General features: G+C 64.2%; 23 protein-coding genes and 4 pseudogenes. 10 read left to right on the top strand and 17 right to left on the bottom strand.

All coding sequences use genetic code 11. The features are described 5' to 3' along the window. Positions 1–3 precede the first annotated feature (3 nt). From X728_RS01000000166345 to X728_RS160325, 11 genes and pseudogenes are all read right to left on the bottom strand, one after another. Positions 4–1,173: pseudogene (locus tag X728_RS01000000166345) on the bottom strand (fatty acid desaturase family protein). A 16-nt stretch (positions 1,174–1,189) separates the two neighbouring features. After that, on the bottom strand, positions 1,190–2,104 hold the full coding sequence (locus X728_RS160365; RefSeq protein WP_023705643.1) for a sugar phosphate isomerase/epimerase: 915 nt from the start codon (positions 2,102–2,104) through the stop codon (positions 1,190–1,192). A gap of 54 nt (positions 2,105–2,158) precedes the next feature. Continuing rightward, a pseudogene (locus X728_RS01000000166350) lies at positions 2,159–3,323 on the bottom strand (Gfo/Idh/MocA family oxidoreductase). Between the two features lie 103 nt (positions 3,324–3,426). Beyond that, positions 3,427–4,491 (bottom strand): ABC transporter ATP-binding protein, encoded by a 1,065-nt coding sequence (locus X728_RS160360; RefSeq protein WP_023707705.1) that lies wholly within the window; start codon positions 4,489–4,491, stop codon positions 3,427–3,429. Continuing rightward, on the bottom strand, positions 4,491–5,279 hold the full coding sequence (locus X728_RS160355) for an ABC transporter permease (RefSeq protein ID WP_031194901.1): 789 nt from the start codon (positions 5,277–5,279) through the stop codon (positions 4,491–4,493). Before X728_RS160355 ends, X728_RS160360 begins: the two co-directional genes overlap by 1 nt. After that, the gene (locus X728_RS160350) at positions 5,279–6,148 is read right to left on the bottom strand and encodes an ABC transporter permease (protein WP_023685260.1); all 870 of its coding nucleotides are present in this window, start codon (positions 6,146–6,148) and stop codon (positions 5,279–5,281) included. The genes X728_RS160355 and X728_RS160350 overlap by 1 nt, the downstream gene beginning before the upstream one ends. A gap of 65 nt (positions 6,149–6,213) precedes the next feature. Continuing rightward, positions 6,214–7,275, bottom strand: a complete 1,062-nt coding sequence (locus X728_RS160345) for an ABC transporter substrate-binding protein (protein ID WP_023749929.1) — start codon at positions 7,273–7,275, stop codon at positions 6,214–6,216. A gap of 33 nt (positions 7,276–7,308) precedes the next feature. Beyond that, complete coding sequence (locus X728_RS160340; protein ID WP_023752094.1) at positions 7,309–8,283, bottom strand: PfkB family carbohydrate kinase; 975 nt, start codon at positions 8,281–8,283, stop codon at positions 7,309–7,311. Beyond that, positions 8,280–9,314: an ADP-ribosylglycohydrolase family protein gene (locus X728_RS160335; RefSeq protein WP_023830810.1), complete on the bottom strand. Its 1,035-nt coding sequence runs from the start codon at positions 9,312–9,314 to the stop codon at positions 8,280–8,282. The genes X728_RS160340 and X728_RS160335 overlap by 4 nt, the downstream gene beginning before the upstream one ends. A 3-nt stretch (positions 9,315–9,317) precedes the next feature. Further along, complete coding sequence (locus X728_RS160330; protein ID WP_023830811.1) at positions 9,318–10,043, bottom strand: GntR family transcriptional regulator; 726 nt, start codon at positions 10,041–10,043, stop codon at positions 9,318–9,320. A gap of 206 nt (positions 10,044–10,249) precedes the next feature. Beyond that, entirely contained in the window at positions 10,250–11,020 is a 771-nt protein-coding gene (locus tag X728_RS160325; RefSeq protein WP_023690763.1) for an IclR family transcriptional regulator C-terminal domain-containing protein, read from the bottom strand. A 116-nt stretch (positions 11,021–11,136) separates the two neighbouring features. Between X728_RS160325 and X728_RS160320 the strand changes: the two genes are divergently transcribed. From X728_RS160320 to pcaF, 3 genes and pseudogenes are all read left to right on the top strand, one after another. Further along, positions 11,137–11,994 carry a CoA transferase subunit A gene (locus X728_RS160320; RefSeq protein ID WP_023696235.1) on the top strand — a complete coding sequence of 286 codons (858 nt, stop codon included), beginning with the start codon at positions 11,137–11,139 and terminating at the stop codon, positions 11,992–11,994. Then, positions 11,991–12,779: pseudogene (locus tag X728_RS01000000166355) on the top strand (CoA-transferase subunit beta). The gene X728_RS160320 and the pseudogene X728_RS01000000166355 overlap by 4 nt, the downstream one beginning before the upstream one ends. Position 12,780: 1 nt before the next feature. Continuing rightward, a complete protein-coding gene (gene pcaF, locus X728_RS160315) occupies positions 12,781–13,986 on the top strand; it encodes a 3-oxoadipyl-CoA thiolase (protein ID WP_023830812.1) in 1,206 nt (401 codons plus the stop codon). Between the two features lie 13 nt (positions 13,987–13,999). Here the strand turns inward: pcaF and pobA are convergent, their stop codons facing one another. The 6 genes from pobA to pcaD are packed head-to-tail and all read right to left on the bottom strand — an operon-like array spanning position 14,000 to position 18,815. Beyond that, positions 14,000–15,172 carry a 4-hydroxybenzoate 3-monooxygenase gene (gene pobA / locus X728_RS160310; protein ID WP_023830813.1) on the bottom strand — a complete coding sequence of 391 codons (1,173 nt, stop codon included), beginning with the start codon at positions 15,170–15,172 and terminating at the stop codon, positions 14,000–14,002. Next, positions 15,172–16,224, bottom strand: coding sequence for a 3-carboxy-cis,cis-muconate cycloisomerase (locus X728_RS160305; protein ID WP_023830814.1), 1,053 nt, complete (start codon positions 16,222–16,224; stop codon positions 15,172–15,174). The genes pobA and X728_RS160305 overlap by 1 nt, the downstream gene beginning before the upstream one ends. Positions 16,225–16,240: 16 nt before the next feature. Beyond that, positions 16,241–16,855, bottom strand: coding sequence for a protocatechuate 3,4-dioxygenase subunit alpha (gene pcaG, locus X728_RS160300; RefSeq protein ID WP_023696239.1), 615 nt, complete (start codon positions 16,853–16,855; stop codon positions 16,241–16,243). After that, positions 16,855–17,610 (bottom strand): protocatechuate 3,4-dioxygenase subunit beta, encoded by a 756-nt coding sequence (gene pcaH, locus X728_RS160295; protein WP_023830815.1) that lies wholly within the window; start codon positions 17,608–17,610, stop codon positions 16,855–16,857. Before pcaH ends, pcaG begins: the two co-directional genes overlap by 1 nt. Then, positions 17,600–18,013, bottom strand: a complete 414-nt coding sequence (gene pcaC, locus X728_RS160290) for a 4-carboxymuconolactone decarboxylase (protein ID WP_023668153.1) — start codon at positions 18,011–18,013, stop codon at positions 17,600–17,602. The genes pcaH and pcaC overlap by 11 nt, the downstream gene beginning before the upstream one ends. Next, positions 18,006–18,815 carry a 3-oxoadipate enol-lactonase gene (gene pcaD, locus X728_RS160285; RefSeq protein WP_023830816.1) on the bottom strand — a complete coding sequence of 270 codons (810 nt, stop codon included), beginning with the start codon at positions 18,813–18,815 and terminating at the stop codon, positions 18,006–18,008. Before pcaD ends, pcaC begins: the two co-directional genes overlap by 8 nt. 92 nt (positions 18,816–18,907) lie before the next feature. Here pcaD and pcaQ point away from each other — a divergent pair, with 92 nt between their 5' ends. From pcaQ to X728_RS01000000166360, 7 genes and pseudogenes are all read left to right on the top strand, one after another. After that, a complete protein-coding gene (gene pcaQ, locus X728_RS160280) occupies positions 18,908–19,825 on the top strand; it encodes a pca operon transcription factor PcaQ (protein WP_023685275.1) in 918 nt (305 codons plus the stop codon). A 276-nt stretch (positions 19,826–20,101) separates the two neighbouring features. Continuing rightward, positions 20,102–21,400, top strand: a complete 1,299-nt coding sequence (locus X728_RS160275) for an ABC transporter substrate-binding protein (protein ID WP_023830817.1) — start codon at positions 20,102–20,104, stop codon at positions 21,398–21,400. A gap of 20 nt (positions 21,401–21,420) precedes the next feature. Beyond that, a complete protein-coding gene (locus tag X728_RS160270; RefSeq protein ID WP_031194904.1) occupies positions 21,421–22,164 on the top strand; it encodes an ABC transporter ATP-binding protein in 744 nt (247 codons plus the stop codon). Then, positions 22,161–22,889: an ABC transporter ATP-binding protein gene (locus X728_RS160265; protein WP_023830819.1), complete on the top strand. Its 729-nt coding sequence runs from the start codon at positions 22,161–22,163 to the stop codon at positions 22,887–22,889. Before X728_RS160270 ends, X728_RS160265 begins: the two co-directional genes overlap by 4 nt. Next, the gene (locus tag X728_RS160260) at positions 22,886–23,782 is read left to right on the top strand and encodes a branched-chain amino acid ABC transporter permease (protein ID WP_023830820.1); all 897 of its coding nucleotides are present in this window, start codon (positions 22,886–22,888) and stop codon (positions 23,780–23,782) included. Before X728_RS160265 ends, X728_RS160260 begins: the two co-directional genes overlap by 4 nt. Continuing rightward, a complete protein-coding gene (locus X728_RS160255) occupies positions 23,779–24,843 on the top strand; it encodes a branched-chain amino acid ABC transporter permease (RefSeq protein WP_023830821.1) in 1,065 nt (354 codons plus the stop codon). Before X728_RS160260 ends, X728_RS160255 begins: the two co-directional genes overlap by 4 nt. Before the next feature lie 2 nt (positions 24,844–24,845). Next, positions 24,846–25,629: pseudogene (locus X728_RS01000000166360) on the top strand (coniferyl-alcohol dehydrogenase). Positions 25,630–25,700: the final 71 nt, after the last annotated feature.

Raw genomic sequence — 25,700 nt, forward strand, 5'->3', positions numbered from 1 at the left:
TCGCTACTCGGCCGCTGCCGACATATCGAGCTCGTGAAATTCACCGCGATAGGGCCGCGCCGTCGGCGGCAATTCGCGCTTGAGGAAATAATCCTCGTACCGCAGCTGCTTCAGCAGCACCGGCCAGACCTCGCGATAGGCATGCCACATGGACGGGTTCGCCGCCGGCAGGTCGTGCTTGACCAGCTCGTGCAGCCTCGGCAGCGCATGGTAGGGCACCATCGGAAACATGTGATGCTCGACGTGGTAATTCATGTTCCAGTAGATGAAGCGGCTGACCGGGTTCATGTAGACGGTGCGCGTGTTCAGCCGGTGGTCGACGACATTGTCGGCCAANGTAGATGAAGCGGCTGACCGGGTTCATGTAGACGGTGCGCGTGTTCAGCCGGTGGTCGACGACATTGTCGGCCAACCCGATATGCTGCAGCAGGCCGGTCAGAACCATGTGCCAGCTGCCATAAAAACGCGGCAGGCCGATCAGCACCAGCGGCAGCCATGAACCCAGCGCGATCGCGAGGGCGATCGTCGCAACGTACACGGCGACATGCCAGCGCGCCGCCGTGATGGCCTTGCCCTGTTCGGTCTCAGGAATGTAGCTCTTTTCGTCGTCCGACAGCTTGCCCAACGCCTGGCGCGCCAGGATCGGCAGCGAATAACGGAAATCGAGAATGCCGGTGAAGGCAAGCGCCGCCTTGACCAGATTTGGCGGCCGCATTACCGCGTCTCGGCGTCACGGCCGACGATGATCGTGTCGGTGTGATGCCGCGCATGGCTCCAGCGCCATTGCACCGGATTGCGCACCACCATGAAGCTGGCGATTTCGTAGATCGCATCGTTCATCCAGCGTGTGCGGAAGGCGGTGCCATGGCCGCATTCGTGCCAGCGCGAATCGCTCGACGATCCATAGAGCACGCCATAGACGAGCAGGAACGGCACCACCCACCACGTGCCCCAGAACCACACGATGCCGGCGGCCGAGCCCAGGATGGCTGCGATCCAGATCACTGTATCGCGGATCGCCGGCCCGTCGGAGCGCTGCATCATTTCCTTCATTGCCTTGCGCGGCACGTCGGTGTGATACCACTCGGCCGAGGCCATCCCGGTCTCGATCGCCCGGCGGGTGCTTTCGCCGACCAGGCCGTAATCGCGCTTTGTCTTGGCCGCCGTCGCCATCACCGTCTCGCCTACCTCAAAGCCCGTTGGCGCGGAACTTCCCGTCGAGAAATGTTTTCGCCCGCGGCACGTCGTCCTCGGTCAGATGCTCGATGATAACAGGGATGTTCGGGTGCTTCTCACTGAGCCGCTGCAGATAGAGATCGTAATTCAGCGATCCCAGCCCGGGCGCCGGCAGCTCGATCTCGCCGACGCCGCGGAAGGTCAGCCCCTCATGCGCGTCCGCGTCGCCGATATCGGCATGCTTCTCGGTCTTGTCGCTGCCTGAGCGCTTGACGTCCTTGGCGTGCGCGATGCGGATCTTGTCGGCCAGCGTGTCGAACACCTGGTTCAGCACCTGGTCCATGCGGTCGATGTTGTGCGCCTCGAAATAATTGGTCGGATCCATCAGCAGGCCGAGGCCCGGATGGTCGACCTGCGCGAACATTTTGACCGTCTCCTCGACCGAACCGACGACATTGTTGACATAGGTTTCGAGCAGGAACACCGCGCCATGGTCGTAAGCCGTCTGGGCAAGATCCGAGATCACCTTGCGGCATTCCTCGAAGCCTTCCTCGGTCTTGTTTTTGGGATGATGCACCCAGTCGGATTCGGTGTTGTAGGTGCCGGTCTCCGAGATCACGTAGGGCGAGCCGAAGTCGCGCGCATTGCGGATGATTTCCTTGAGATAGCCGACGCGCTTCTCGCGCTCGGATTTGTCGGGATGGATGATGTTGGTGTAGCCCGAGATGCAGCAGACCGGCAGATTGTGGTCGCGAAACGTGTCGCGCACTGTTCTCGCCTTGTCCCCGGTGATCTGCCCGGCCGTGAGATCGACATCCCTGAAATGCATGTCGAGCTGCACTGTGTTGAAGCCGAGTGCACGGATGCGGCGGGCGGCCTCCGCGAGCTCATAGGGGAAATAGCCGGTGAAGATACCTGCCTGCATCATGATGTGAACTCCTCCCGGTAAGCGATTCAGCCGCCACACTATTCGGCGGCATGTTCAGTCGATCGATATCTCGGACAGTTTGACGGTGCGGCCTTGCGCCATCGAGCGGTAGCCCGCCTCGACCAGTGCCATTGTCTTGACGTTATCGGCGACGGAGAGCGCCGGCGGCGCGCCTGTCTTCACCGCATGCTGCAATTGCTCCATCACGCCGATGAAGGCATGCGGGAACCACATCGTGTCCCAGCTCGGGCTGACCCATTCGCCGCCGGTCGTCTTGGTCGACGCATAGGTCAGCGTCGAGGCCACGCCTTTCGGCCAGCCGATCGTGCCTTTGGCGACACCCTTGGTGCCGTCGACGCGCCAGTTGATGTGCTGGTCGTCCTCATAGCCCTCCTGGCGCGGTCCGGACCAGACATCCTCCANTGCCGTCGACGCGCCAGTTGATGTGCTGGTCGTCCTCATAGCCCTCCTGGCGCGGTCCGGACCAGACATCCTCCAGCGACACGGCGAGCACGCCGGAGGGAAAGCGCAGCGTCGAGACGGTGATGCCGTCGCTATGCTCGAATGTAGTGCGCGGGTCCTTGCGTGTCAGCGTGGCGATTTCCGAGGGATCGCCGAACAGGAAGCGCAGCACGTCGAGATGATGCACGCTCATATTGGCGAGCGTCAGCCGGTCGTAGTCCTGAAGGAAAGTCTGCCAGTGCGGGATCGCATGCATGTCGATCTGCGCAAAGACGATGTCGCCCAGTGCGCCGCTGTCGATGATCTGCTTCAGGACGCGCATCGACTGGTCGTAGCGCATGTTCTGGTTGACCGAGAGGATCTTGCCGGACTTTGCGGCTTCGTCGCGCAGTTTCACGGCTTCATCGACCGACAGCGCCAGCGGCTTCTGCGCCAGGATCGCCTTGATGTGAGGCTGCTTCAGCGCATGGCGGATCAATGCCGGCTGCTGGTCGGGTGGAAAGGCAAGGTCGACGATCTCGATCTCGGGATTCTCGATCAGTTGTTCCGGCGTGTCGTGGACGGTCGGAATGCTCCAGCGTGCAGCTACCTTCTCGGCGCTGGCCTTGGTGCGCGAAGCGATGGCAACGACTGGGAAACCGGCCTGCCCATAGGCGGCAAGATGGCATTCGGCCATGATCATGCCGGCGCCGATGCAGCCGATCCGGTATTCGCTGGCGCGAACCCTTACATCCGGCTCGAAACCCTGGCCTGCCATCCATTCCTCCCTTGGACGACAGGATATAACGCCATGGCCGGCCCATCAGCCAAGGTCCGCTCCATCAATTCCCATCAGAACCATGCCGGGGTGACGGTGCGAACTAGTTTGCGGCAATCAGCACAGTGCTTTCCGGCGACCAGCTGAGCATTACATTCTGGCCCTCGGCCAGCCGGTCACTGCCGGTATTCTGGACGATGACTTTCAACGTCTGGCCGGCGCGCTCGACGAAATAGGTGCTGTTGTTGCCGGCGAAGATGCGCTTGGAGACTTGCCCCTTCAGCGTGTTGGCATTGCCGCTCGATGCCCCGGCATCGGTGGCGATGCGAATGCGTTCGGGACGCACCGCGCAGCTGGCCTTCGTACCGGCGGCAAGCCGATCACCCACCCCGGCGGCAATCGCCGTGCCGTCCGGCAGGCGGATGCCGTTGCCGGTCGCATCGCCGCGAAAAATGTTGGCGTCACCGAGGAAGGTGGCGGCGAACTCGCTCTTCGGCCGGTCGTAGATCTCCTCCGGCGGCCCTTCCTGCACGAGCCTGCCGTCCCGCAAGATTCCGATGCGGTCGCTCATCGTCAGCGCCTCTTCCTGGTCGTGGGTGACGAAGATGGTGGTGATGCCGATCTCGCGCTGGATGCGCTTCAGCTCGATCTGCATGTCGACACGCAGCGCCTTGTCGAGCGCGCCGAGCGGCTCGTCGAGCAGCAGCACGCGCGGCTTGGTGACGATGGCGCGCGCCAGCGCCACACGCTGGCGTTGACCGCCGGAGAGCTGGTGCGGCCGGCGCTCGCCGAGCTTCCCGAGTTGGACGAGATCGAGCGCGCGCTGCACTTCGGTGGCGATCGTCGCTTTCGTTTCGCCGCGCACCGACAGGCCGAAGGCGACATTGTCGGCAACGCTCATATTGGGAAACAGCGCATAGTTCTGGAACACCATGCCGATGCGCCGCTTTTCGACCGGCACCCGTTCGACGCTCTCGCCGCCAATGGCGATGCGCCCGGAGTCGGGAAAGTCGAAGCCGGCGATCTGGCGCAGCAGCGTGGTCTTGCCGCTGCCCGAGGGGCCAAGCAGCCCATAAAAGCCGCCATCGGCAAAATCGATGGAGACGTCGTCCAGCGCCTTGTGCGCGCCAAAACTGCGCGAGACGTTCGATACCTGCACGCCGGCCATTATTTCTCTCCGCCGAATTTGAAGAAGCGCGCCGTGAGCAGCATCAGCGCCATCGACACGACGATGATGATGGTCGAGACCGCGTTGATCTCGGGCGTGAACCCCTTGCGGATCGCGGCGTAGATTTCCACCGGCAGCGTCGTCTGCCCCGGCGTCGCCAGGAAGTAGGAGACGACAAACTGGTCGAACGACACGGCAAATGCGAACAAGCCGCCGGCAATGACGCCGGGCATGATCCACGGCAGCGTCACACGCCTCGTCACTTGCCACTGGTTGGCGCCGAGCGAGCGCGCCGCCTCTTCCAGCTCCGGTGCAAAAGTCTGCAGCCGGGCCGAGACGACGACGATGACATAGGGCAGCGCCAGCGCGACATGGCCGAGCAGGATGGCGGACAGGCCGCGGCCGATGCCGACGCCGAAGAAGAAGATCAGCATCGCCGTGCCGGTGATCAGCCATGGTATGGCGATTGGCGGGAACAGCAACGCCTGCAGCACTTTCTTGCCGCGGAAGTCGTAGCGGAAGAGCGCCAGCGAAGCGGCCGAGCCAAGCACCACTGAGATGAGCGTGGTGATGACCGCGATCTCGAGGCTGTTCCAGGTCGCCGCGATCAGCTGGTCGTTCTGCCAGAGCGAGGCATACCATTCCGTCGTCCATTCGAACGGCAATTGGTAGAAGGGCGAGACGTTGAACGACATCAGCGCCATGATGATGATCGGCAGATAGAGGAAGACGAGCAGCAGTCCGATGTAGAAGCGGCCTAGTCCTTCGAGGATGCGGGTCGTCATCATCAAGCAGCCCTCCGCAGCACCGGCGAGGCAACTGCGAGGATGACCAGCACGACGGCGAGCAGGATGAACGACAATGCCGCACCAAGCGGCCAGTTGAACACGGCGACGAACTGGTCTTCGATCACCGTGCCGTAGAAGGTGCCGGTGCGACCGCCGAGAATGCGCGGCTCCATGAACGAGCCGACGACCGGCACGAAGATCAGTGCCGCACCTGCCACCAGGCCGGGCATAGACAGCGGGATGATCACCCGCTTCAGCACCTGCAGCCGCGAGGCGCCGAGCGAGCGCCCGGCCTCGATCAGCGAGTCGTCGATTGCCTGCAGCGTGAGATAGCAGGTCAGCACCATATAGGGCACGTAGGAGTGCACCAGGCCGATGATGATTGCGGGATAGGAATACATCAGGTCGATGTTGATCTTGAACGGCAGCACGGCGTTGAGCGCCGTGTCGAGGATGCCGCCCTCGCGCAGCACCATCGCCCAGGAGAAGATGCGCACCAGCCCGTTCGACCAGAACGGCAGGATGACCAGCAGGAAGATCGCCTCGCGGCTGCGCCCCTTCAGCACCTTGGCCAGCACATAGGCGGCGGGGTAGCCGATGACGACGCACCACAAAGTCACTTCGAGGCCGAGCCGCAGCGAAGCGAGCAGCAGCGTCAGGTACAGGCTCTGCGAGAAGAAGGCGGCGTAATTGCCAAGGGTGAACGCCCATGGCTTTCCCGACAGCGGCAGGTCGGTCATGAAGGAGAAGAATACCATGGCCGAGAGCGGCAGGAAGATCGCCACCGTCAGCCAGAGATAGGCCGGCGCCAGCAGCGGCAGGGCCGATCTCAGCCCGCTGCGCGACGCGACCGCACCCTGTACTGCCATGATACCCTCCTCCCCAGGATTGAAGGGCCAGCCGGCGCAACCGCCGGCTGGTCCGGACGTGAGCGTTACTTCACGTCGACCTTGAGCTGCTGCCACAGCGCCAGATAGGCCTCGCGCTGCGAGTCGGTGATCGGCGCCTGGAACTGGATGCGCTTGGCCACCTCGGGATCGCCCATCACCTTGCGGTTGAAGGAGTCTTCAGGCAGCGCTTCCACCGCCTTGGTGTTGGCCGACACCGGCGCGCCGACCTTGGTGACCCATTCGACATAGAATTTCGGATCGATCATCCAGTTGATGAAGGCCTGCGCACCCTCGACATTCTTCGAGCCCACCGGGATCGAGAAGGCGTCGAGCCAGGCGACGGCGCCTTCCTGCGGAACGACCAGCGAGACCGGCAGCTTGAAATGCGTCTTGGCACGGTCGGCCGAGCCGCTCCAATAGGTGCCGATGTCGATCTGGTTGGAGGCGACCATCTGGTTCCAGTCGTTCTCCGAACTCCAGAACGTCTTGATCTGCGGCATCAGCGAGGTCAGCTTCGCCTTGACCGCTTCCATATCCTTGATGTCGTTGATATTCTGACCGGTGGCGATGGCGCCGAACTGCACCGCTTCGACAGCGTCGTCGCGAATGACGACCCGGCCCTTATGCGCTGGGTCCCACATTTCGGCGATCGAGGTCGGCGGCTTGTCGAAGGACTTTTCGTTGATTGCCAGCGCCGTCAGGCCCCACACCCACGGCACGCCATAGACCTTGCCGTCATGGTCGAGCATCGGTGATTGCGCCTTGTCCTTGCTGATGTCGGCATAGTTCGGCAGCTTCGAGACATCGATCGGCTGGATCAGCTTTTCCGCCATCGCCTGATCGTTGAAGGCGGCGTTGATCATGACCACGTCATAGAGGCCCGGATTGGTGCGGATCTTGGTCAGCATTTCCTGTTCGGAATTGAAGAAGTCGTTGACGACCTTGTTGCCGGTCGCCTTTTCGAAGGCTTCGATCGCCCACGGCTCGTCGGCGCCGTAGCCCTTCCAGTTGAGCACATGCACTTCGGCGGCACTGGCGGCCAGCGTGAGCGCGGAGGTGATGACGGCGGTCGCCGTCAGCAGGGCAGTCAGTCTTGGCATGCGCATGTTCGTTCCTCTCTTGTTTGCCCGCTTGGCGGGTCAGGCTGTCTGATGGGCCTTCTGGTTCTGGCCCGGCTCGCCCGTGGCGGCCTGGCTCAGGAAAGTCTGGATCTCGCTGTCGGTCGGCGCCGATGAGCCGCCATGGCGGGTGACGGAAAGTGCTGCCGCCGCATTGGCATAGCGCGCCGCCTCGAAGGGATGCACGCCGCGCGAGAGTGCACTGACGAAACCGCCGATATGGGTGTCGCCGGCGCCATTGGTGTCGATGGCATCGACCTTGAAGCCGGCAATGGTCTGCGTCTCGCCATTGACCAACCTCACGAAACAGCCCTTGGCGCCGGCGCGGATAACGACGCCTTCGGCCTTTGGGCAGTGGTCGGCGAGCAGCCGGGCGGCGAGTGCCTCGACATCGCCTTGCCCAGCGATCTCGACCGCTTCCGTCATGTTGCAGCTCAGCCATGTCGTACGGGCAAGCACCCGCGACAGGATGGGACGCGGGATATCCGCGATGACCGGCGTTGGATCGAAAACGAAGGGAATGTTTTCTGGCAGCGCCTCGATCCAGTCGGTCAGCGCGTTGCGGCTTCCGAGATAGCTCAGCGTGTAGCCCGACGTGAACACCCAATCATCAGACGCGACCACCACGGGCCTCATCATCTCGAGGCTGAGAATGCTCTCCGCACCGGGCCACGACACGAAGGTGCGCTCGGCATCCCCGGAGATCATGGCGACGCAATTGCCGCTGTCCATGACAGGGGATGGCGACGTCAGCGTTATGATGCCTTCGGCCGCAAACGCGGCGCGCAAAAAATCGCCATTCGGTCCGCTGCCGAGCTGGCCGCCGAACACCACCGTCATGCCGGTGCGGCTGGCCGCGACCATCATGTTGAAGCCGCCGCCGGCGACCTGCGCAAAGCTCGACGCGGTCTTCTCGCAGCCCGGCGCCGGCAAGGCGTCGATGCGGTAGACATAGTCGACGACGGCGCTGCCGATATGGACCAGACGCCCACTCATGCCGCGGCATCCTTGCTGGCCTTTGCCGTGCGCGCCGCGACGAGGTCTTCGGCAAGCGAGCGCACCTCCCCCATATCTATGCCGACGAGCCCGGCAATGTGTTGTTGCGGCAGTTGCGAAAAGCCGACGCAGGCGCCGGCCATGCCTGAGGCAATCGCGCCGATCGTGTCGGTGTCGCCGCCGAGATTGGCGCTGATGATTGCCGCTTGCCAGGGATCGCCCTGCGCGACTTCAAGCACGGCGAAAGCTGCCGGCACGGACTCCTGGCTGGCCACACCGGTGCCGACGAGATCGGTGATGAGCCCGATCGCATCCCGCATGGTCTTGCCGCGCACGAGCTCCTGCGCCCAGGCGATACGCGCGGCGATATCGCCACCAGTCACCCAATGTCCGAGCCGGGCGCCTCGCCGCGCGGCTGCTACCGCGCTGTCGGAAGCGGCACGCCAGTCGCCACCGGCGACGCCGTGGCTGGCGGCGGCGGCAACTGCTGCGGCCGAAGCGATGGCGATCGAGGTGTTGTGCGTGGCACGGCAAGTTTCGGCCACCTTGGCGACGAAAGCGTCGAGCGGTTCCAGCGGCATCATGATGCCGACCGGCGCGATGCGCATGGCCGCGCCATTGGTGTCGCCCCGGCTTCCCGCCTCTTCCGCCGGCACGCCGTCATTGATGGCGTCGATGGCGCGCTTGGTCGATGGTCCCAGCAGGTCATAGCTGCCGCGCGCCTTGACCTCGCGCTCCCAGTCGAGCAGTGCGTTCACCCAGCGCGCATGATCGAAGCGGTCGCCGGACTGGACCAGAATGCGACCAAGCAGCAGCGCCTGTTCGGTATCGTCGGTGATGGTGCCGGCAACGAGCCCCTTCGACACCGGATGATCGGCAAACGGCGCCACGAAATCCTCGACATGGCCGTATAGCTCGGCGATCCGCGCCGGCGACAGAAGCTGCGTCGGCATGCCCAGCGCATCACCGAGCGCCCCACCGACAAGCGCGCCCATGGCGAGATCGAGCGTGTCGTTGGTTCTGTCCGGCATCGCTCAAAACCTCATATGCAGCGCGAAATGCGCCGGGTTGAGCAGGCTGGTTACATATTCGATCGGCCGGTCGTCGGCCGCACGCGTCAGCCGGCGTCCGCGCAGGAACGGCGTGCCTTGCGGGCAGCCGAGAATGGCGGCGTCTTCGGCATTCAGCATCTCGATGCCGACCCATTCCTCGCCATGGTCTGGGATGAGGCCGGCGCCGCGCAGCGTCTGGTGCAGCGAGCCTTCGCGCAGACCGCGCAGCGGCACGTCCTCCAGTTCGGGCGACAGCGGCAGGCGGCTGCGTTCGATGGAGATCGCATGGCCGTCGCTGGCATTGGTGCGCACCCGGTCGACGGCGATGAAGAACGGGCTTTCGATGCCAAGCAGCGCGGCAAGATCGGCATCCTCGATCACTTCAAGCCGCAGCGTCCGCGTCTCGGCATTGGCGCCGGCATTGGCCAGCGCCCGCGACCAGCCGATGGCGTCGTCGACCGGCTTGCCGTCGAAGGTCACGAAAGAGCCGATGCCGACCTTGGTCGTTATCAGCCCACGGCTGGACAGCTCCTCAAGGCCCTTGCGGATCGTGTTGCGGCTGACGGAGAAGCGTTGGACGAGTTCGTTCTCGCTTTGCAGGCGGTCGCCGAAGCCAAGCACGCCGGAGCGGATCTCATGTTCGAGAACGGTGGCGATCTGCTCGGGCTTGCCCGTGCCGGGAGAAAGGTGAACCGCGCGCCGCTTCATATGGGTACCTGTTCAGTAAACCTGTATAGTCCTGTTCGATATTGGAGTTGAAGGGCGACGTCAACGATATATTTGGATTCACGCATATGCGTTGTGCTCAGGTGCCCCGGGCATCGTTTGTTCGCATGGCGACGCTAACCGCGCAGGGCGTCCCGTCTCCGAGACAGAGCGGGGGCAGCGCTTCCCTCAGGCGATTAGCCTTGCGCTCACACGAAGAAAAATTCCTCAATCCGTTGCTTGGCCGTCCGCAGCGCTGGCAGGATATCCCGCTCCATCGCCTCGACGGAGAACCGCGCCGACTGCGTCGAGACGTTGATCGCCGCCACGGTCTTGCCGGCGCGGTCATAGATCGGCACCGCTATCGAGCGCAGGCCAAGTTCCAGCTCTTCATCGACGACGGCAAAGCCATCCGCCCTCGCCGCGTCGATGGCCTTGGCCAGCGCGGCGCGGCTGGTGATCGTCTTCGGCGTGCGCCGTTCGATCCTCGCCTCTGCAAGCAAGGCCTTCAGCTCATCCGCGCCCAGCCCCGCAAGCAGGACGCGCCCCATCGAGGTGCAATGCGCCGGCAGCCTGGTGCCGACATCGAGCGAAACGCTGAGGATGCGGCGGCCAGGAATGCGCGCGACATAGACGACTTCCTCGCCCGACAGCACCGCCGCGTTACAGGCCTCGTCGAATTGGCCCGCGACGTCGCGCATGATGGATGCCGCGAATGTCCACAGCGAGGCGCCGCCGAGCCAAGAGCGCACGATGGCGAGCAGGCGCGGCGACAGCGAAAACTGCCGGCCGGATTGCGTGGCATAGCCGGTCGCGGTCAGCGTCAGCAGGAAGCGACGCGCGCCGGCGCGGGTCAGCCCCGCCTCCTCCGCCATTTCGGTCAGCGTCATCCCGGCCGGATGCCGGGCCAGTATCTCCATGACTGCAAGGCCGCGCTCCAGCGAGCCGACATGGTCGCGCGTCTTTGCCTTGTCCTCCATGCGGCCTCCGCAAGACAATGCGCCGCCTTGACTCGTCTCGGCGGCGCGATGTAAAAATATCTCATACAAAACAAATGTTCGCAATACGAACTTTTTGAACTTCGGAGTTCTTGGCGATGGTCAATTTCCTGCCGCTCAAACAGGCCGTGGCTGAGAACCTGCATGATGGCGATACGGTCGCCTTCGAAGGCTTCACGCATCTGATCCCGACGGCGGCGGCGCATGAGGCCATCCGCCAGGGCTTTCGCGACCTGACGCTCATCCGCATGACCCCCGACCTGATCTACGACCAGATGATCGGCATGGGCATGGCCAAGAAGATCATCTTCTCCTATGTCGGCAATCCCGGCGTCGGCCTGCTGCGCCGCGCCCGCGACGCCATCGAGAACGGCTTCCCCCGGTCGATCGAGATCGAGGAGCACAGCCATGCCGGCATGGCCAACGCCTACGAGGCGGGAGCTGCCGGCCTGCCTTGCGCGGTGTTCCGCGGCTATCGCGGCGCCGGGCTGGCGGCAGTCAATCCCAACATCCGCTCGGTCACCTGCCCGTTCACCGGCGAGGTGCTTGCCGCCGTTCCTTCCATCCGACCGGACGTGACCTTCATCCACGCTCAGAAGGCCGACAAAAAAGGCAATGTTCTGGTCGAAGGCATTATCGGCATCCAGAAGGAAGCGGTGCTCGCGGCCAAGCGCGCCGTGGTGACGGTAGAGGAAGTCGTCGACAATTTCGACGACCTGCATCCCAACCTCACCGTGCTGCCGCGCTGGACCATCGCTGCGATCTCGGTGGTATCAGGCGGTTCGCATCCCTCCTACACGCACGGCTACTATGCCAGGGACAACGCCGCCTATCTCGAATGGGACGACATCGCCGCCGACCGTGAAAAATTCCAGACCTGGATGCAGGCCAATGTCCTCGATCGCACGGCGGACGATTTCGCCGGCCGCGTAAAGCATCTGAGGAGCGCGGGATGAGCGGCTTTACTCCCAATGAGATGATGACGATTGCCGCCAGCCGAGCCCTGAAAAACGACGATGTCTGCTTCGTCGGCATTGGCGCGCCGTCAGCCGCCTGCAACGTCGCGCGGCTGACGCATGCGCCCGACATCACGCTGATCTATGAAAGCGGCACCATCGGTACCGCGCCCGATGTTTTGCCGCTGTCGATCGGTGACGGCGAACTTTGCGACACCGCCGTCACGACCGTCTCGGTGCCGGAGATGTTTCGTTACTGGCTGCAAGGCGGCCGCATTTCGATCGGTTTCCTCGGTGCCGCCCAGCTCGACAAGTTCGGCAACATCAACACCACCATCATCGGCGACTATGCGCATCCCAAGACCCGCCTGCCCGGCGGCGGCGGCGCGCCGGAGATCGCCACCTCGTCGAAGGAGATCTACATCACCATGGCGCAGTCCAAGCGCGGCATGGTCGAGAAGATCGACTTCTTCACCTCCTTTGGCCATGGCGATGGCGGCGATCACCGCCAGCGCCTAGGCATCGACACCGCTGGACCGACGCTGCTGATCACCGACCTCGCCATCTGGAAGCCCGACCCGATGAGCAAGGAATTCACCGTGGTGTCGCTGCATCCCGGCGCAACGCGGCTTGAGGTGCAGGACAGCTGCGGCTGAATCGTAAAGTTCGCCGAGGCGCTTGACGAAACGCCGGCGCCGACGGAACTCGAGCTGACGACATTGCGTGACCTGCAGGCCCGCACCAAGGCGGCGCATGAGGGAAGCGGAAAAGAAAAGGCTGCATGACATGACCGAGGCATTCATCTGCGATTACATCCGCACCCCGATCGGCCGTTTCGGCGGCTCGCTGTCGTCGGTGCGGGCCGACGATCTCGGCGCCATTCCGCTGAAGGCGCTGGTCGAGCGCAATTCCGGCATCGACTGGCAGGCCATCGACGACGTCGTCTATGGCTGCGCCAACCAGGCCGGCGAGGACAATCGCAATGTCGCGCGCATGTCGCTCCTGCTCGCCGGATTGCCGCAGGAAGTGTCAGGCTCGACCGTCAATCGCCTCTGCGGGTCCGGCATGGACGCGCTCACCATCGCCGCCCGCGCCATCAAGGCGGGCGAAGCCGAGTTGATGATCGCCGGCGGCGTCGAATCGATGAGCCGCGCCCCCTTCGTCATGCCCAAGGCCGAGACCGCCTTTTCGCGCCATGCCGAGATCCACGACACCACCATCGGCTGGCGTTTCATCAACCCGCTGATGAAGAAACAGTATGGCGTCGATTCCATGCCGGAGACCGGCGAGAACGTCGCCGAGGATTTTTCAGTGTCGCGCGCCGACCAGGACGCCTTTGCCGTGCGCAGCCAGGACAAGGCCGTCGCGGCACAGGCCAATGGCCGGCTGGCGAAGGAGATTACCCCGGTGACGACCCCACAGAAAAAGGGCGATGCGATTATCGTATCGAAGGATGAGCATCCCCGCGCCGGCACCACGGTCGAGTCGCTAGCCAAATTGCCGACGCCGTTCCGCCAGGGCGGCACCGTCACCGCCGGCAACGCGTCCGGCGTCAATGACGGCGCGGCAGCGCTGATCATCGCCTCCGAAGCGGCTGTGAAAAAATACGGCCTGACGCCGATCGCCCGCGTCCTCGGCGGCGCTGCTGCCGGCGTGGCGCCACGCATCATGGGCATCGGCCCTGCCCCGGCGACACAAAAGCTCTGCGCCCGCCTCGGCCTGACACCGCAGCAATTCGATGTCATCGAGCTCAACGAAGCTTTCGCCTCCCAAGGCATCGCCGTGCTCCGCCAACTCGGCATCTCCGAGGACGCGGAGCACGTCAACCCCAATGGCGGCGCCATCGCGCTTGGTCATCCCTTGGGCATGTCGGGCGCGCGCATTGCAGGCACGGCTGCGCTGGAACTGCGCGAGCGCAGCGCCCGCTATGCGCTGGCCACCATGTGCATCGGCGTCGGCCAGGGCATCGCGGTGGCGCTCGAACGGGTTTGAGTTTGCACCGCCCTTAATAGGGCAAACCGACATAGTTTTCAGCCAGCGCGGTCGACGCCGCTTGCGAATGCACGAGATAGTCGAGCTCGGCTTCCTGGATGCGCTGGCCGAACTCGCCCGTATCGGGAAAGCGGTGCAGCATCGTCGTCATCCACCAGGAGAAGCGCACCGCCTTCCACACTCTGGCCAGCGCCTTGGCTGAATAAGCGTCGAGCCCGCTTGGTGATTTGTCCAGATAGAATTCGCGAAGCCCAGCAAAGAGATAGCGCACATCGCTGGCGGCGAGGTTGAGCCCCTTGGCGCCCGTCGGCGGCACGATATGGGCGGCGTCGCCGACCAGGAACAGCCGGCCGAAGCGCATCGGCTCGGCGACGAAGGAGCGCAGCGGCGCGATTGATTTTTCGAAGGACGGGCCGGTAACGACCGCGGCTGCGGTCTGTTCCGGCAGGCGACTGCGCAATTCGTCCCAGAAGCGACCGTCGCTCCAGGCGTCGACCTGTTCGTCAGCCGGGACCTGCACATAGTAGCGGCTGCGATGCGTCGACCGCATCGAGCACAGCGCAAAGCCCCGCTCATGGTTGGCGTAGACCAGTTCGTGATCGGCCGGCGGCACTTCGGCCAGCACGCCGAGCCAGCCGAAGGGATAGGTCCGCTCGAAGGTTTTCAGCGCCCGCCCAGGCGCCGATTTGCGGCTAACGCCGTGATAGCCGTCGCAGCCGGCGATGAAGTCGCAGTCGATGCAATGGCTGACGCCGTCCTTGTCGTAGGTGACGTAGGGCGCTTCGCCATCGAAACCATGCAGCGCGACGTTGGCCGCCTCATAGACGGTGGTCAGCCCGGCCGCCTCGCGCTTGTCCATCAGATCGTGCGTCACTTCGGTCTGACCATAGACGGTGACATGCTTGCCGCCGGTCAGTGCCGTGAGGTCGAGCCGGTGCAGGCCGCCGCCGAACGCAAGCGAGATGCCGGCATGCAGCAGGCCCTCGGCATGCAGCCTTACAGCTGCGCCCGCCTCTTCCAGCAACTCGACGGTGCCTTGTTCGAGCACCCCTGCCCGCACCCGGCCAAGCACATGCTCCCGGCTCGAACGTTCGAGGATCACCGTCTCGACGCCAATGGTGCCGAGAAGCTGGCCAAGCAGCAGCCCGGACGGTCCGGAGCCGACAATGACAATCCGGGTGCGCATCAGTGTCCCAGGCTTTCGATCTGTCCGGCGAGTTCGGCGGCGAGCCGTAGCGCAGCCGCGGTCGCAACCGCCATCTGCGGCAAGAGCAGCCATTCCAGCGTCCAGGCAGCACCGGAGCGCTCCTGCTCATGCACCAGCGCCTGATGCATGCCGGAAAGCTGGGTGGCGTTGAAGCGCGCCAGCGTCACCAGCACTTCCGCCTTCACCGGGTTCTGCTTGTGCGGCATGGCCGACGAGCCGCCGCCGCCGGATAGTTTGATCTCGGTGCCGCTCTGCGCCATCAGGGCGACGTCCTGGCCGAACTTGCCGAGGCTGCCGGTGATGAGCGACAGCAAACCGGCGAACTCGGCCAGCGCATCGCGCTGGTTGTGCCATTGCGGCGCATCGCCAAGGCCAAGCTTTGCGGCAAGGGCGGCGCGCACTGCGGGGCCTTTGTCGCCGAGCTTTTCCAGCGTGCCGGCGGCGCCGCCGAATTGCACTACCAGCAGACCCTTGGATTGCTCCGAGAGTCTCTGCTGATGCCGTTGCAGCGGCGTGCGCCACACCGCCACGCGGTCCGACGCCTGAATTGGGATCGCCGGCTGCATGCGCGTAATCGCTGTCAATGCACGGCTGCCAAAACGTTCTTCCAGCCCCACCAGCCGCAAAATGTTTTCAGTCAGCAGCAGGTCGAGATGTTCAATGAGCCGGCGCAGCCGAAGAACCAGGCCAGTGTCGATGACGTCCTGGCTGGTTGCGCCGAAATGCACGCCGGCGTCGTGCGGCGCGCCGACCGCTGCCTTCAACTGGCGCACCAGTTCGGGCACGATCACGCCATCCTTCGCCACACCGGCCCGCAGCCGCGCGGTGTCCGGCTTGTATGACAACAGGACAGGTATAATCGCCGCGGCGGCATCCGTGCCGATAATCCCGCTTTCGGCTTCCGCTTGCGCCAGCGCGCGCTCGAAATCGAGCATGGCGGCGATTTCCGCATCCACCGAAAAATGCCGAGCCGCCTCCTCGTCGCCGAGCAGGCCGGAAAGCAGCGGATGGTCGAAGGGCGATACGGTCATGTGCTGGTTTCCTCCGTCAGCTGTCGAAGAAGACCGTTTCCTTCTCCCCCTGGAGATGGACGTCGAAAATATAGTTGTCGCCTTGCCGCTCGGCGATCAGCGTCGGCACGCGCACCTTGTGCTCGATGCGGGCCAGGATCGGATCCTCGGCATTGGCCTTGGCCTCGTCGGAGAAATAGAGCCGCGTGTGGAGGCCGATATTGATGCCGCGGGCGACGATCCACAGGCTGATATGCGGCGCCATCAGCCGGCCGTCGCCATACGGCACGCGTCCCGGCTTGATCGTCTGAAAACTGCACAGGCCGGTTTCCATGTCGGTCGGCTGACGGCCCCAGCCCTGAAAATCCGGATCGGCATCGCCGCGCAATTCGGCCGGCGAATTGTAGAAGCCATTGGCATCCGCTTGCCAGATTTCGATCAAGGCATCCCTGAGCGGCGTGCCGGTGCCGTCGAGCACGCGAATGCGCAAACCAACGCGGTCGCCCTTGGCGTTGTCGTTGAGCATCGTGGCGCCCAGGTCTGTCGGGTAGACGCCGCCGATACCACCGAAATTCGGCGTCAGCCCGATATGCACGTAGGGCCCCGCGGTCTGCGACGGGCTCTCCTTCAGCCGGGTCAGCGATTGCGCCATCAATTGCCCTCCGGCCGGTTTTCGAACAGCGCGGCACGGCGTCCGCGCAGCACGATGTCGAACTTGTAGGCGCGCGCGTCGAAGGGGATTGTCGCCTGCATATCGAGCGCGGCGACCAGCGTCTCGATCGCCGCCTTGTCGCGGATGCCGCGCACGATCGGGCATCGCCAGATCAGCGGGTCGCCCTCGAAATACATCTGCGTGATCAGCCGCTGTGCGAAGCCGTGGCCGAACACCGAGAAATGGATGTGCGATGGCCGCCAGTCATTGGGCCCGTTCGGCCAGGGATAGGGACCGGGCTTCACCGTGCGAAAGGCATAGCCGCCATCGGCATCGGTGATGGTGCGGCCGCAGCCGCCGAAATTCGGATCGAGCGGCGCGAGATAGCCGTCCTTCTTGTGGCGGTAACGGCCGCCTGAATTGGCCTGCCAGAATTCGAGCAGCGCGCCGGAGACGCCCTGGCCGCGCTCGTCGAGCACGCGGCCATAGACGATGATACGCTCGCCGATTGCGCTCTCGCCGGGCTTGGCGAAGTTGTGGGTCAGGTCATTGTCGAGTTCGCCGAGCATGGCGTGGCCGAACACCGGACCGGTGATTTCCGACGCCGTGTTGTCGAAGGCCAGCAGCGCCTTTTGCGGCGAGCGCAGCACCGAAGTCTTGTAGTCGGGCGTCAGCGCCGGCGGATGCCAGCCGCGGTCGCGCTGGAAGAAGGCTCCGCTCTCGGGCCTGCGGTTCGAGCCGGCATCAGCTGGCATGGCCAGCCCTGCTTCCGTCCATTTCCGAAAACACCTCCTTGGCGATCCTGAAGGCGCGGTTGGCGGCCGGCACGCCAGCATAGATCGCGACATGCAGGAACGCTTCGCAGATATCGTCGCGCGACGCACCGGTGTTGGCGGTGGCGCGCACATGCATGGCGACCTCTTCATCATGGCCAAGGGCGGCCAGCAGTGCCAGCGTCACGATCGAGCGTTCGCGCCTGCTGAAGCCCGGACGCGCCCACACAGTGCCCCAGGCTGCCTCGGTGATCAGCTCCTGGAACGGCCGGTCGAAATCGGTGACGGCATCCTCGCTGCGATCGACATGAGGGTCGCCGAGCACCGAGCGCCTGACGGTCAGCCCGGTTCGGTATCTGGTTTCGTTTTTGGGCAGTTCATCCATGGGTCTGCTTTCTCAGTGGAAGCGCCGCGACGAAATCGCGGATCAGGGTGGTCAGCGCCTCGGGCTGTTCGACGCAAGGGATGTGCGCGGCGTCACGAATGATTTCGAAATGTGCGCCTGGGATCAGATCGGCCAGCCAGCGGACGAGATCCGGCGGCGTCGAGCCGTCCTGGTCGCCAACGACGCAAAGCGTGGGCACCGCGATCGCCTGCGCGGCCTCGGTAAAATCGGCATCGCGCACCGCGGCGCAGGTGCCGACATAGCCGGCGACGGCTTGCCGGGTCATCATGTTCCAGTAGCCGTCGAGCTCGGCGACACGGTCCGCGTGGAAGGCAGGCGTAAACCACATTTTGAGCACGGCATCGGCGATGGCCTGGATGCCTTTGCTTTCGACCGTTTCGATGCGGGTGTTCCAGCTGTCGGCCGTGCCGATCTTGTGGGCGCTGTCGCACAGGATGAGGCCGTCGACGATTTCGGGGCGCCGGGCATAAAACCCTTGCGCAATCAGGCCGCCCACCGACAGGCCGCACAGCACCGCATTGTTCAGTTCGAAATGATCGATCAGGCCCGACAGATCATCGACATGCTCGTCGATCGAGCTGACGCCACCAATGTCGGACAGGCCATGGCCGCGCTTGTCGTAGACCAACACAGGCATTTCGCCACCCAGTTCGGACAACACCTCGTCCCAGATGCGGAAGTCGGTGCCCAGCGAATTGATGAACACGATCGGCCGCGCATTTCCCTTCGCCTTGAGATGGCGATGGTGCAGCGTGATGCCGCCAATGTTGACGAATGGCACGATTTCGATCCTCCGTGTTCACATTGCACAAGGCATTTGGTTTGGTAAAATGATATTTTGCGCCGTTTCATTAACTGCTAGGTTATGAGAACATGTCCGAAAGCCGCATAAGGTTCCGTCACCTGCAGGCATTCCTTGAGGTAGCGCGGCAAGGCAGCGTGGCGAGGGCGGCCGACTTTCTCCATGTCAGCCCACCGGCCGTGACCAAGACGTTGCGCGAATTGGAGGAGGCGCTTGGCATCGCTGTCGTCGAACGCGACGGCCGCGGCATCAGGGTGACGCGGCTTGGCGAAATCTTTCTCGGCCATGCCGGCACGGCGATCACGGCACTGAAGCGCGGCGTCGATTCCGTCCGCCAGGACGGCGCCATCAACCGGCATCCGATCCGCATCGGCGCGCTCCCGACAGTGTCGGCCAAGGTGATGCCACGCGCCATAAGCCTGTTCCTGAGTGAAAATACCGGTGCTGCGATCAAGATCGTCACCGGCGAGAACGCGGTCCTGCTGGAACAGTTGCGCGTCGGTGCGCTCGATCTCGTCGTCGGCCGGCTTGCGGCGCCGGAAAACATGACCGGCTTCTTCTTCGAGCATCTCTATTCCGAACCGGTGCTGTTCGTGGTGAGGGCCGGCCATCCGCTGCTGCAGCCGGGCCAGGACATCTTCGCCCGGCTCGATGAATTTCCGGTGCTGATGCCGACGCGGGAATCGGTCATCCGCCCGTTCGTCGACCGCCTGTTCATCACCAACGGCATGACGGCGCCTGCGACCGAGATCGAGACCGTCTCGGATTCCTTCGGCCGTGCCTTCCTGCGCCAAAGCAACGCGGTCTGGATCATATCGACAGGCGTCGTCGCCAACGAACTCTCCAGCGGCGCCTTCGTCGCCTTGCCCGTCAACACCGAGGAAACCAAAGGGCCGGTCGGCCTGACGATGCGGACCGACACTGCGCCTTCGCCGGCCTTCACCATCCTGCTGCAGACCATTCGCGAGGCGGCCAGCCAGAACGCCTGAGCACCTTTCGCCAATCTGGCGCAGAGCGGGCCTTCAGCCGTATTTCCATAACCTGTTGGTTAACGAAACACCGCAAAATATCATTTTACCAAACCAAAAACCTAGGGCACTGTGACGATGGGAGGATCGAAATCGTGCCGTTATCGGAATTGGCGGCGTTCCGCTGCCGCCTCAAGGCCTGCCGGGGCGATCTCCGATCTTAAGAACGGGCGGCATCGATTTTGAGCAGGCCGGCGGTGACCTCCAGGTGCCGTCAGGAAAGGGAGGAATACCAGCATGACCTCAAGCAAATCCGGCGTCTCGCGGCGCCAGTTCATCGCCACATCGCTCGCCGGCGCCGCGGCACTTGCGCTCAGCCGCGGCCAGGCATTCGCGCAGGCCGCCGACACGCTGAAGGTCGGCTTTGTCAGCCCGCGCACCGGGCCGCTCGCCGGCTTCGGCCAGACCGACGGCTATGTGCTCGATCTCGCCCGCAAGGCGCTCGCCAACGGCCTCGACATCGGCGGCAAGAAATACAGTGTCGAGATCATCGACCAGGACACGCAATCCGACCCGTCGCGCGCCGGCCAGCTCGCCAAGGACCTCATCAACAACCAGGCCGTCGACCTGATGCTGGCGGTGTCCACGCCGGAGGTGATCAACCCGGTCGCCGACGCCTGCGAAGCCGCCGGCGTGCCTTGCCTCTCCACCGTCATGCCGTGGGAGGCCTGGTATTTCGGCCGCGGCGCCAAGCCCGGCGAACCCTCGCCGTTCAAATGGACCTATCATTTCGGCTTCGGCGTCGACGAGTTCTTCCGGACCTACATCTCGCAATGGAACCTGATCGAGACCAACAAGAAGGTCGGCGTCATGTATCCCAACGACGCCGACGGCAATGCCATCCGCACCCATCTGGCGCCGTTGCTGGCAAAACAGGGTTTCACCATCGTCGATCCCGGTGCCTACGAGACCGGCACCACCGACTATTCCTCGCAGATCGCGCTGTTCAAGCAGGAAGGCATCGAGATCTTCAACTCCTTCCCGATCCCGCCGGACTTCGCCGCCTTCTGGCGCCAGGCCGCGCAGCAAGGCCTGATCAAGCAGATCAAGATCTGCCAGGTCGCCAAGACCGGACTGTTTCCATCCGACATCGAGGCGCTCGGCGATCTCGGCAACAAGATTTCGAGCGCCGCTTACTGGCACAAGGCCTTCCCCTACAAGTCGCCGTTGACCGGCGTGTCGGGAACCGAACTGGCCGACGGCTATGAGGCCGCAAGCGGCAAGCAGTGGACGCAGCAGCTCGGCGCCTCGATGTCGCTGCTCGACGCCGGCTTCGAGGCGCTGAAGGCAAGCACCGACGCCAAGGACAAGGCGGCCGTCGCCAAGGCGCTGAGCACGCTCAACACCGAGACCATGATCGGCAAGGTCGACTTCACCAGCGGCCCGGTCGCCAATGTCTCTCCCGGCCCGATCATCGGCACCCAATGGGTGGCGGCCAAGGAAGGCGGCAAATTCCCGCTCGACTACGTCGTGACCGAGAACGCCACCGACCCGAAGGTTCCGGTCGAGGCCAAGCTCCAGCCGTATAACAGCTGACGGTCGGTTACGGGGATCGCATCGTGAACGGTTCAGCAAACGCCGCGATCCTCCGCGCTGCCGGCATCCAGAAACGCTTCGGCGCGCTGGTGGTGCTCGACGATGTCGACTTCGCCATGAATGCCGATGAGGCCGTCGGCATCGTCGGCCCGAACGGCGCCGGCAAGACGACGCTGCTCAGCATCTTGTCAGGCGCCTTCCCGCCGAGCGCCGGCACGGTCGCCTTCAAGGGTGGCGATGTGACCGCGATGCCGGCTACAGCGCGCTGTCGTCTCGGCCTGGTGCGCACGCACCAGGTGCCCAAGCCGTTCAGCGGCATGACCACGTTCGAGAACGTTTTTGTTGCCGCGTCGCATGGCGCCGGTCTCGCCCGCGACGAGGCCTATGAAGAGGCGCTGGAGTCGCTGAAACTGTGCGGCATGATGGGCGTGGCCAACCGGCGCGCCGAAACGCTCGGCCTGCTCGACCGCAAGCGGCTGGAACTTGCCCGCGCGCTCGCGGCAAGGCCTACGCTGCTTCTGCTCGACGAGATCGGCGGCGGACTGACCGATGGCGAGACGAGCGAACTTGTCGATACCATCAAGGAATTGCGCCGCCGCAAGATCGGCATCGTCTGGATCGAGCACATCGTCCACATCCTGCTGCAGGTGGCAGAGCGGCTGATCTGCATGGACGCCGGCAAGATCATCGCCGATGGCGAGCCGCAAGCGGTGATGGCCGACCCGGAAGTCGTGCGCGCCTATCTCGGCGGAGGCCCGAAATGAGCCTGCTCGCAATCGAGAACCTGGTTGTCCGGCACGGCCTGCTGCAGGCGGTGCGCGGTGTGAGCTTTACGATCGAGCGCGGCGAAACGCTGGCGCTGGTCGGCGCCAACGGCGCCGGCAAGACGACGCTGCTGCGGGCGATCGCCGGCGCCCATGAGCCGACGGCCGGCCGCGTGCTCCTGGACGGCGCCGATATCACCGGCGTTCCCTCGCATAAGCGCGTCGGCATGGGCGTCGCGCTGGTGCCGGAAGGGCGAAAACTGTTCGTGCAGATGACGGTCGAGGAGAACCTCCTGCTTGGCAAGACCGCCGGCCGTCCCGGCGACTGGAGCGTGGAACGAGTGCTCGACACGTTCCCCAATCTGAAGCCGCGCCGCCATGCCAAGACCGGGCATCTCTCCGGTGGCGAGCAGCAGGCCACCGCCATCGGCCGCGCTTTGATGAGCAATCCCGAACTGCTGCTGCTCGACGAGGTCTCGCTCGGCCTGTCGCCGCTGGTGGTCGATCGCGTATACGCTTCGCTGCAAGGCCTGATCAGCTCCGGCACGACGATCATCCTGGTCGAACAGGACCTCAATCGCGCGCTCTCGGTCTCGGACAAGGTCATCTGCATGCTCGAAGGACGCGTCGCGCTGGAAGGCCCGAGCAAGGGCATGTCCCGCGATGAAGTGACGAAAGCCTATTTCGGTCTGCACAGAAAAAGCGCCGGGAGTGTGCCGGCATGAGCAACCAGATCGTCCAGGGCATCCTGCTCGGCGGCTACTACGCGCTGATCGCCTGCGGCCTCTCCTTCATGTTTTCGGTGATGCGCATCATCAACCTCGCACATGGAAGCCTGGCCGTGTTTTCCGCCTATGCGCTGTGGTGGCTCGCCTCGCAATTCCATATCTCGCCCTTCGTCGGCCTGCTCATCGTGCTGCCGCTGATGGCGGCCATCGGCTGGGCGCTGCAGCGCTTCCTGCTCGAGCGCAGCGCCCGCGGCGGCGCGCTCCTGCCGATCCTGACCACGTTCGGCCTCGCCATCATCATCGACAATGCGCTGTTCGAGCAGTTCGGCGCCGACACACGTTCGCTGGCGCCCTATATCGGCAGCCTCTCCTACGATTCCTGGGAATGGCCGGGCAGCATCTATGTCGGCAAGCTTGCCGTGATCATGTTCGCCGCCGCCGTCATATTGCTTGGCGGACTGCAGCTGTTCCTCACCCGCACCAGGCTTGGCCGCTCGATCCGCGCCACGTCGGAAGATCCCGACACGGCCGGTCTCGTCGGCGTCGATGCGCGCCGCGCCAATGCCCTCGCCGCCGCCATCGCCATGGTCACCGTTGGGCTGGCCGGCGCCTTCCTCGCCATGCGCGCCACCTTCGATCCCTATACCGGCGCACCTCAATTGCTGTTCGCTTTCGAGGCGGCGGTGATCGGCGGCGCCGGTTCGCTATGGGGCACGCTGGTCGGCGGCATCGTTCTGGCGCTCGCCCAGACGCTCGGCGCGCAGATCCATCCGCAAGGTTTTCTGATCGGCGGCCATGTCGCCTTCCTGATCGTGCTGTTCATCCGGCTCTCCACCTCCGGCCTCGGCCTGCGCGGCCTGCTGCGCCTGCCCGCGAGGAAAGCATCATGAGCGCGGTTTTAAACGACCCCGTCATCGAGCGCGGCACCTCCGCCTCGCGCATCTCGGCGATTGCGGTCGTCGTCATCATCGCGCTGCTTGGCATCGCGCCGCACTTCCTGTCGGCCGGCGCCGTCGACCGCCTTACCGCCTTGTTCATCTATGTGATCCTGGCAGCGATGTGGAACGCGCTGGCCGGCTTCGGCGGGCTGGTTTCGGTTGGACAGCAAGTGTTCTTCGGCCTCGGCGCCTATTTCGCCATCCGTCTGGCCGATGCCGGCCTCAACCCGTTCGCCTCGCTGTTCGTTTCGGCGATCATCGTCGGCGCGATCGCCTGGCCAATGTCGCTGTTCATGCTGAAGCTGAAGAACGGCGAGTTCGCCATCGGCATGTGGGTGATCGCGGCGCTCACCCATCTGCTGGTCAATCTCGACCGGCTGGTGCAAGGCGAGACCGGGACGTCGCTGATCTCGCTCAACATCTATGACGCCGGTTCCAGGCGGGCGACGATCTACTGGCTGGCGTTGGCCGCGATGACGGCGCTCCTTGCCATCCTGTTTAGCCTGCTGCGTGGCAGCACGGGTGCGGCCATCCGCGCCATCAGGGACAATGAGGAGGCCGCGGCATCGGTCGGCGTGCGCGCCACCGGAACCAAGCGGCTGCTCTTCGTGCTCGCCGCCTTCGGCATCGGCATGGCCGGCGCGCTGTGGTTGGCCACGTCGATCACCTTCCAGCCGAAAACCTACTTCAACGTCCAGTGGACCGCCTACATGATCTTCATGGTGCTGGTCGGCGGCATCGGCACCTTCGAGGGCGCCATTCTGGGTGCGCTTCTGTTCTTCCTCATCGAGACCTGGTTCGGCGGCACCGGCGTCTGGTATCTGATCGGCCTCGGCGCCACGGCGGTGCTGTTCTCGCTGTTTCTGCCGCGCGGCGTGTGGGGAACGCTGGAGGAGCGCTTTGGCCTGCGCCTGCTACCGGTCGGCTACCGGGTCAGGCTGCCGGCAAACGCCGGCGATAGTGACGCGACGCCTTCGCCGCAACAGGCCGCAACGCATAGTGAAAAGGCGTGACCATGCTGTTCGGCAAGACCATCCTCATCACCGGTGTCGCCTCTGGTATCGGCGCTCGCACGGCCGAACTTGCCGGCCAACTGGGCGCTGACGTGATCGGCGTCGATATGCGTGAACCGGCAGCATCGGCCGGCAGTTTCGTCAAGGCTGACATCTCATCCAAGGCCGGCGTCGACGATCTCCTCGGGCGCCTGCCGCAGCGCATCGATGCGCTCTGCAATGTCGCCGGCCTCCCCGGCAACACCGGTGCGGTGTCGACACTGGCCGTCAACTTCTACGGCCTGCGCGCGCTCTCGGAAGGCCTCGCACCAAGACTTCGTGAAGGCGGCGCCGTGGTCAACGTCGCCTCGATCCGGCTATGGCTGGCGCGCCAATCTCAACCGCGCGGCATCGATGGTCGGCATCGAAGGCTTTCCCGATGTGGCGAAGATGATCGCCGACCATCAGGTGAAGAACGAGGAAGGCTATCCCGTTTCCAAGGAGCTGCTGCTGTTGTGGACGCAGCGCGCCGCACATCAGGATCTGTTCAGGAGCCGCGGCATCCGCGTCAATGCAGTGAGCCCCGGCCCGGTCGAGACGCCGATCCTCAAACAGTTCCGCAATGTGCTGGGTGACGCCCGCGTCGACAGCGACATCGCCAGGGTCGGGCGCGCCGGAACCTCGGGCGACATCGCGCCTGTCGTGCTGTTCCTGTGCTCGGACGGCGCACGCTGGGTCAACGGCGCCAATGTGCCGGTTGACGGTGGGCTTGAAGCATCGATCAATGCCGAGGTGCTCGGCTTCTAGACCATGATCCCGAAAAGTGGGAGCCGGTGTTCGGATCAGATCGTGGTCGATAATAGATAGAAAAGACGCTC

The organism is Mesorhizobium sp. L103C119B0 (assembly GCF_000502235.1).
Classification (GTDB): domain Bacteria; phylum Pseudomonadota; class Alphaproteobacteria; order Rhizobiales; family Rhizobiaceae; genus Mesorhizobium.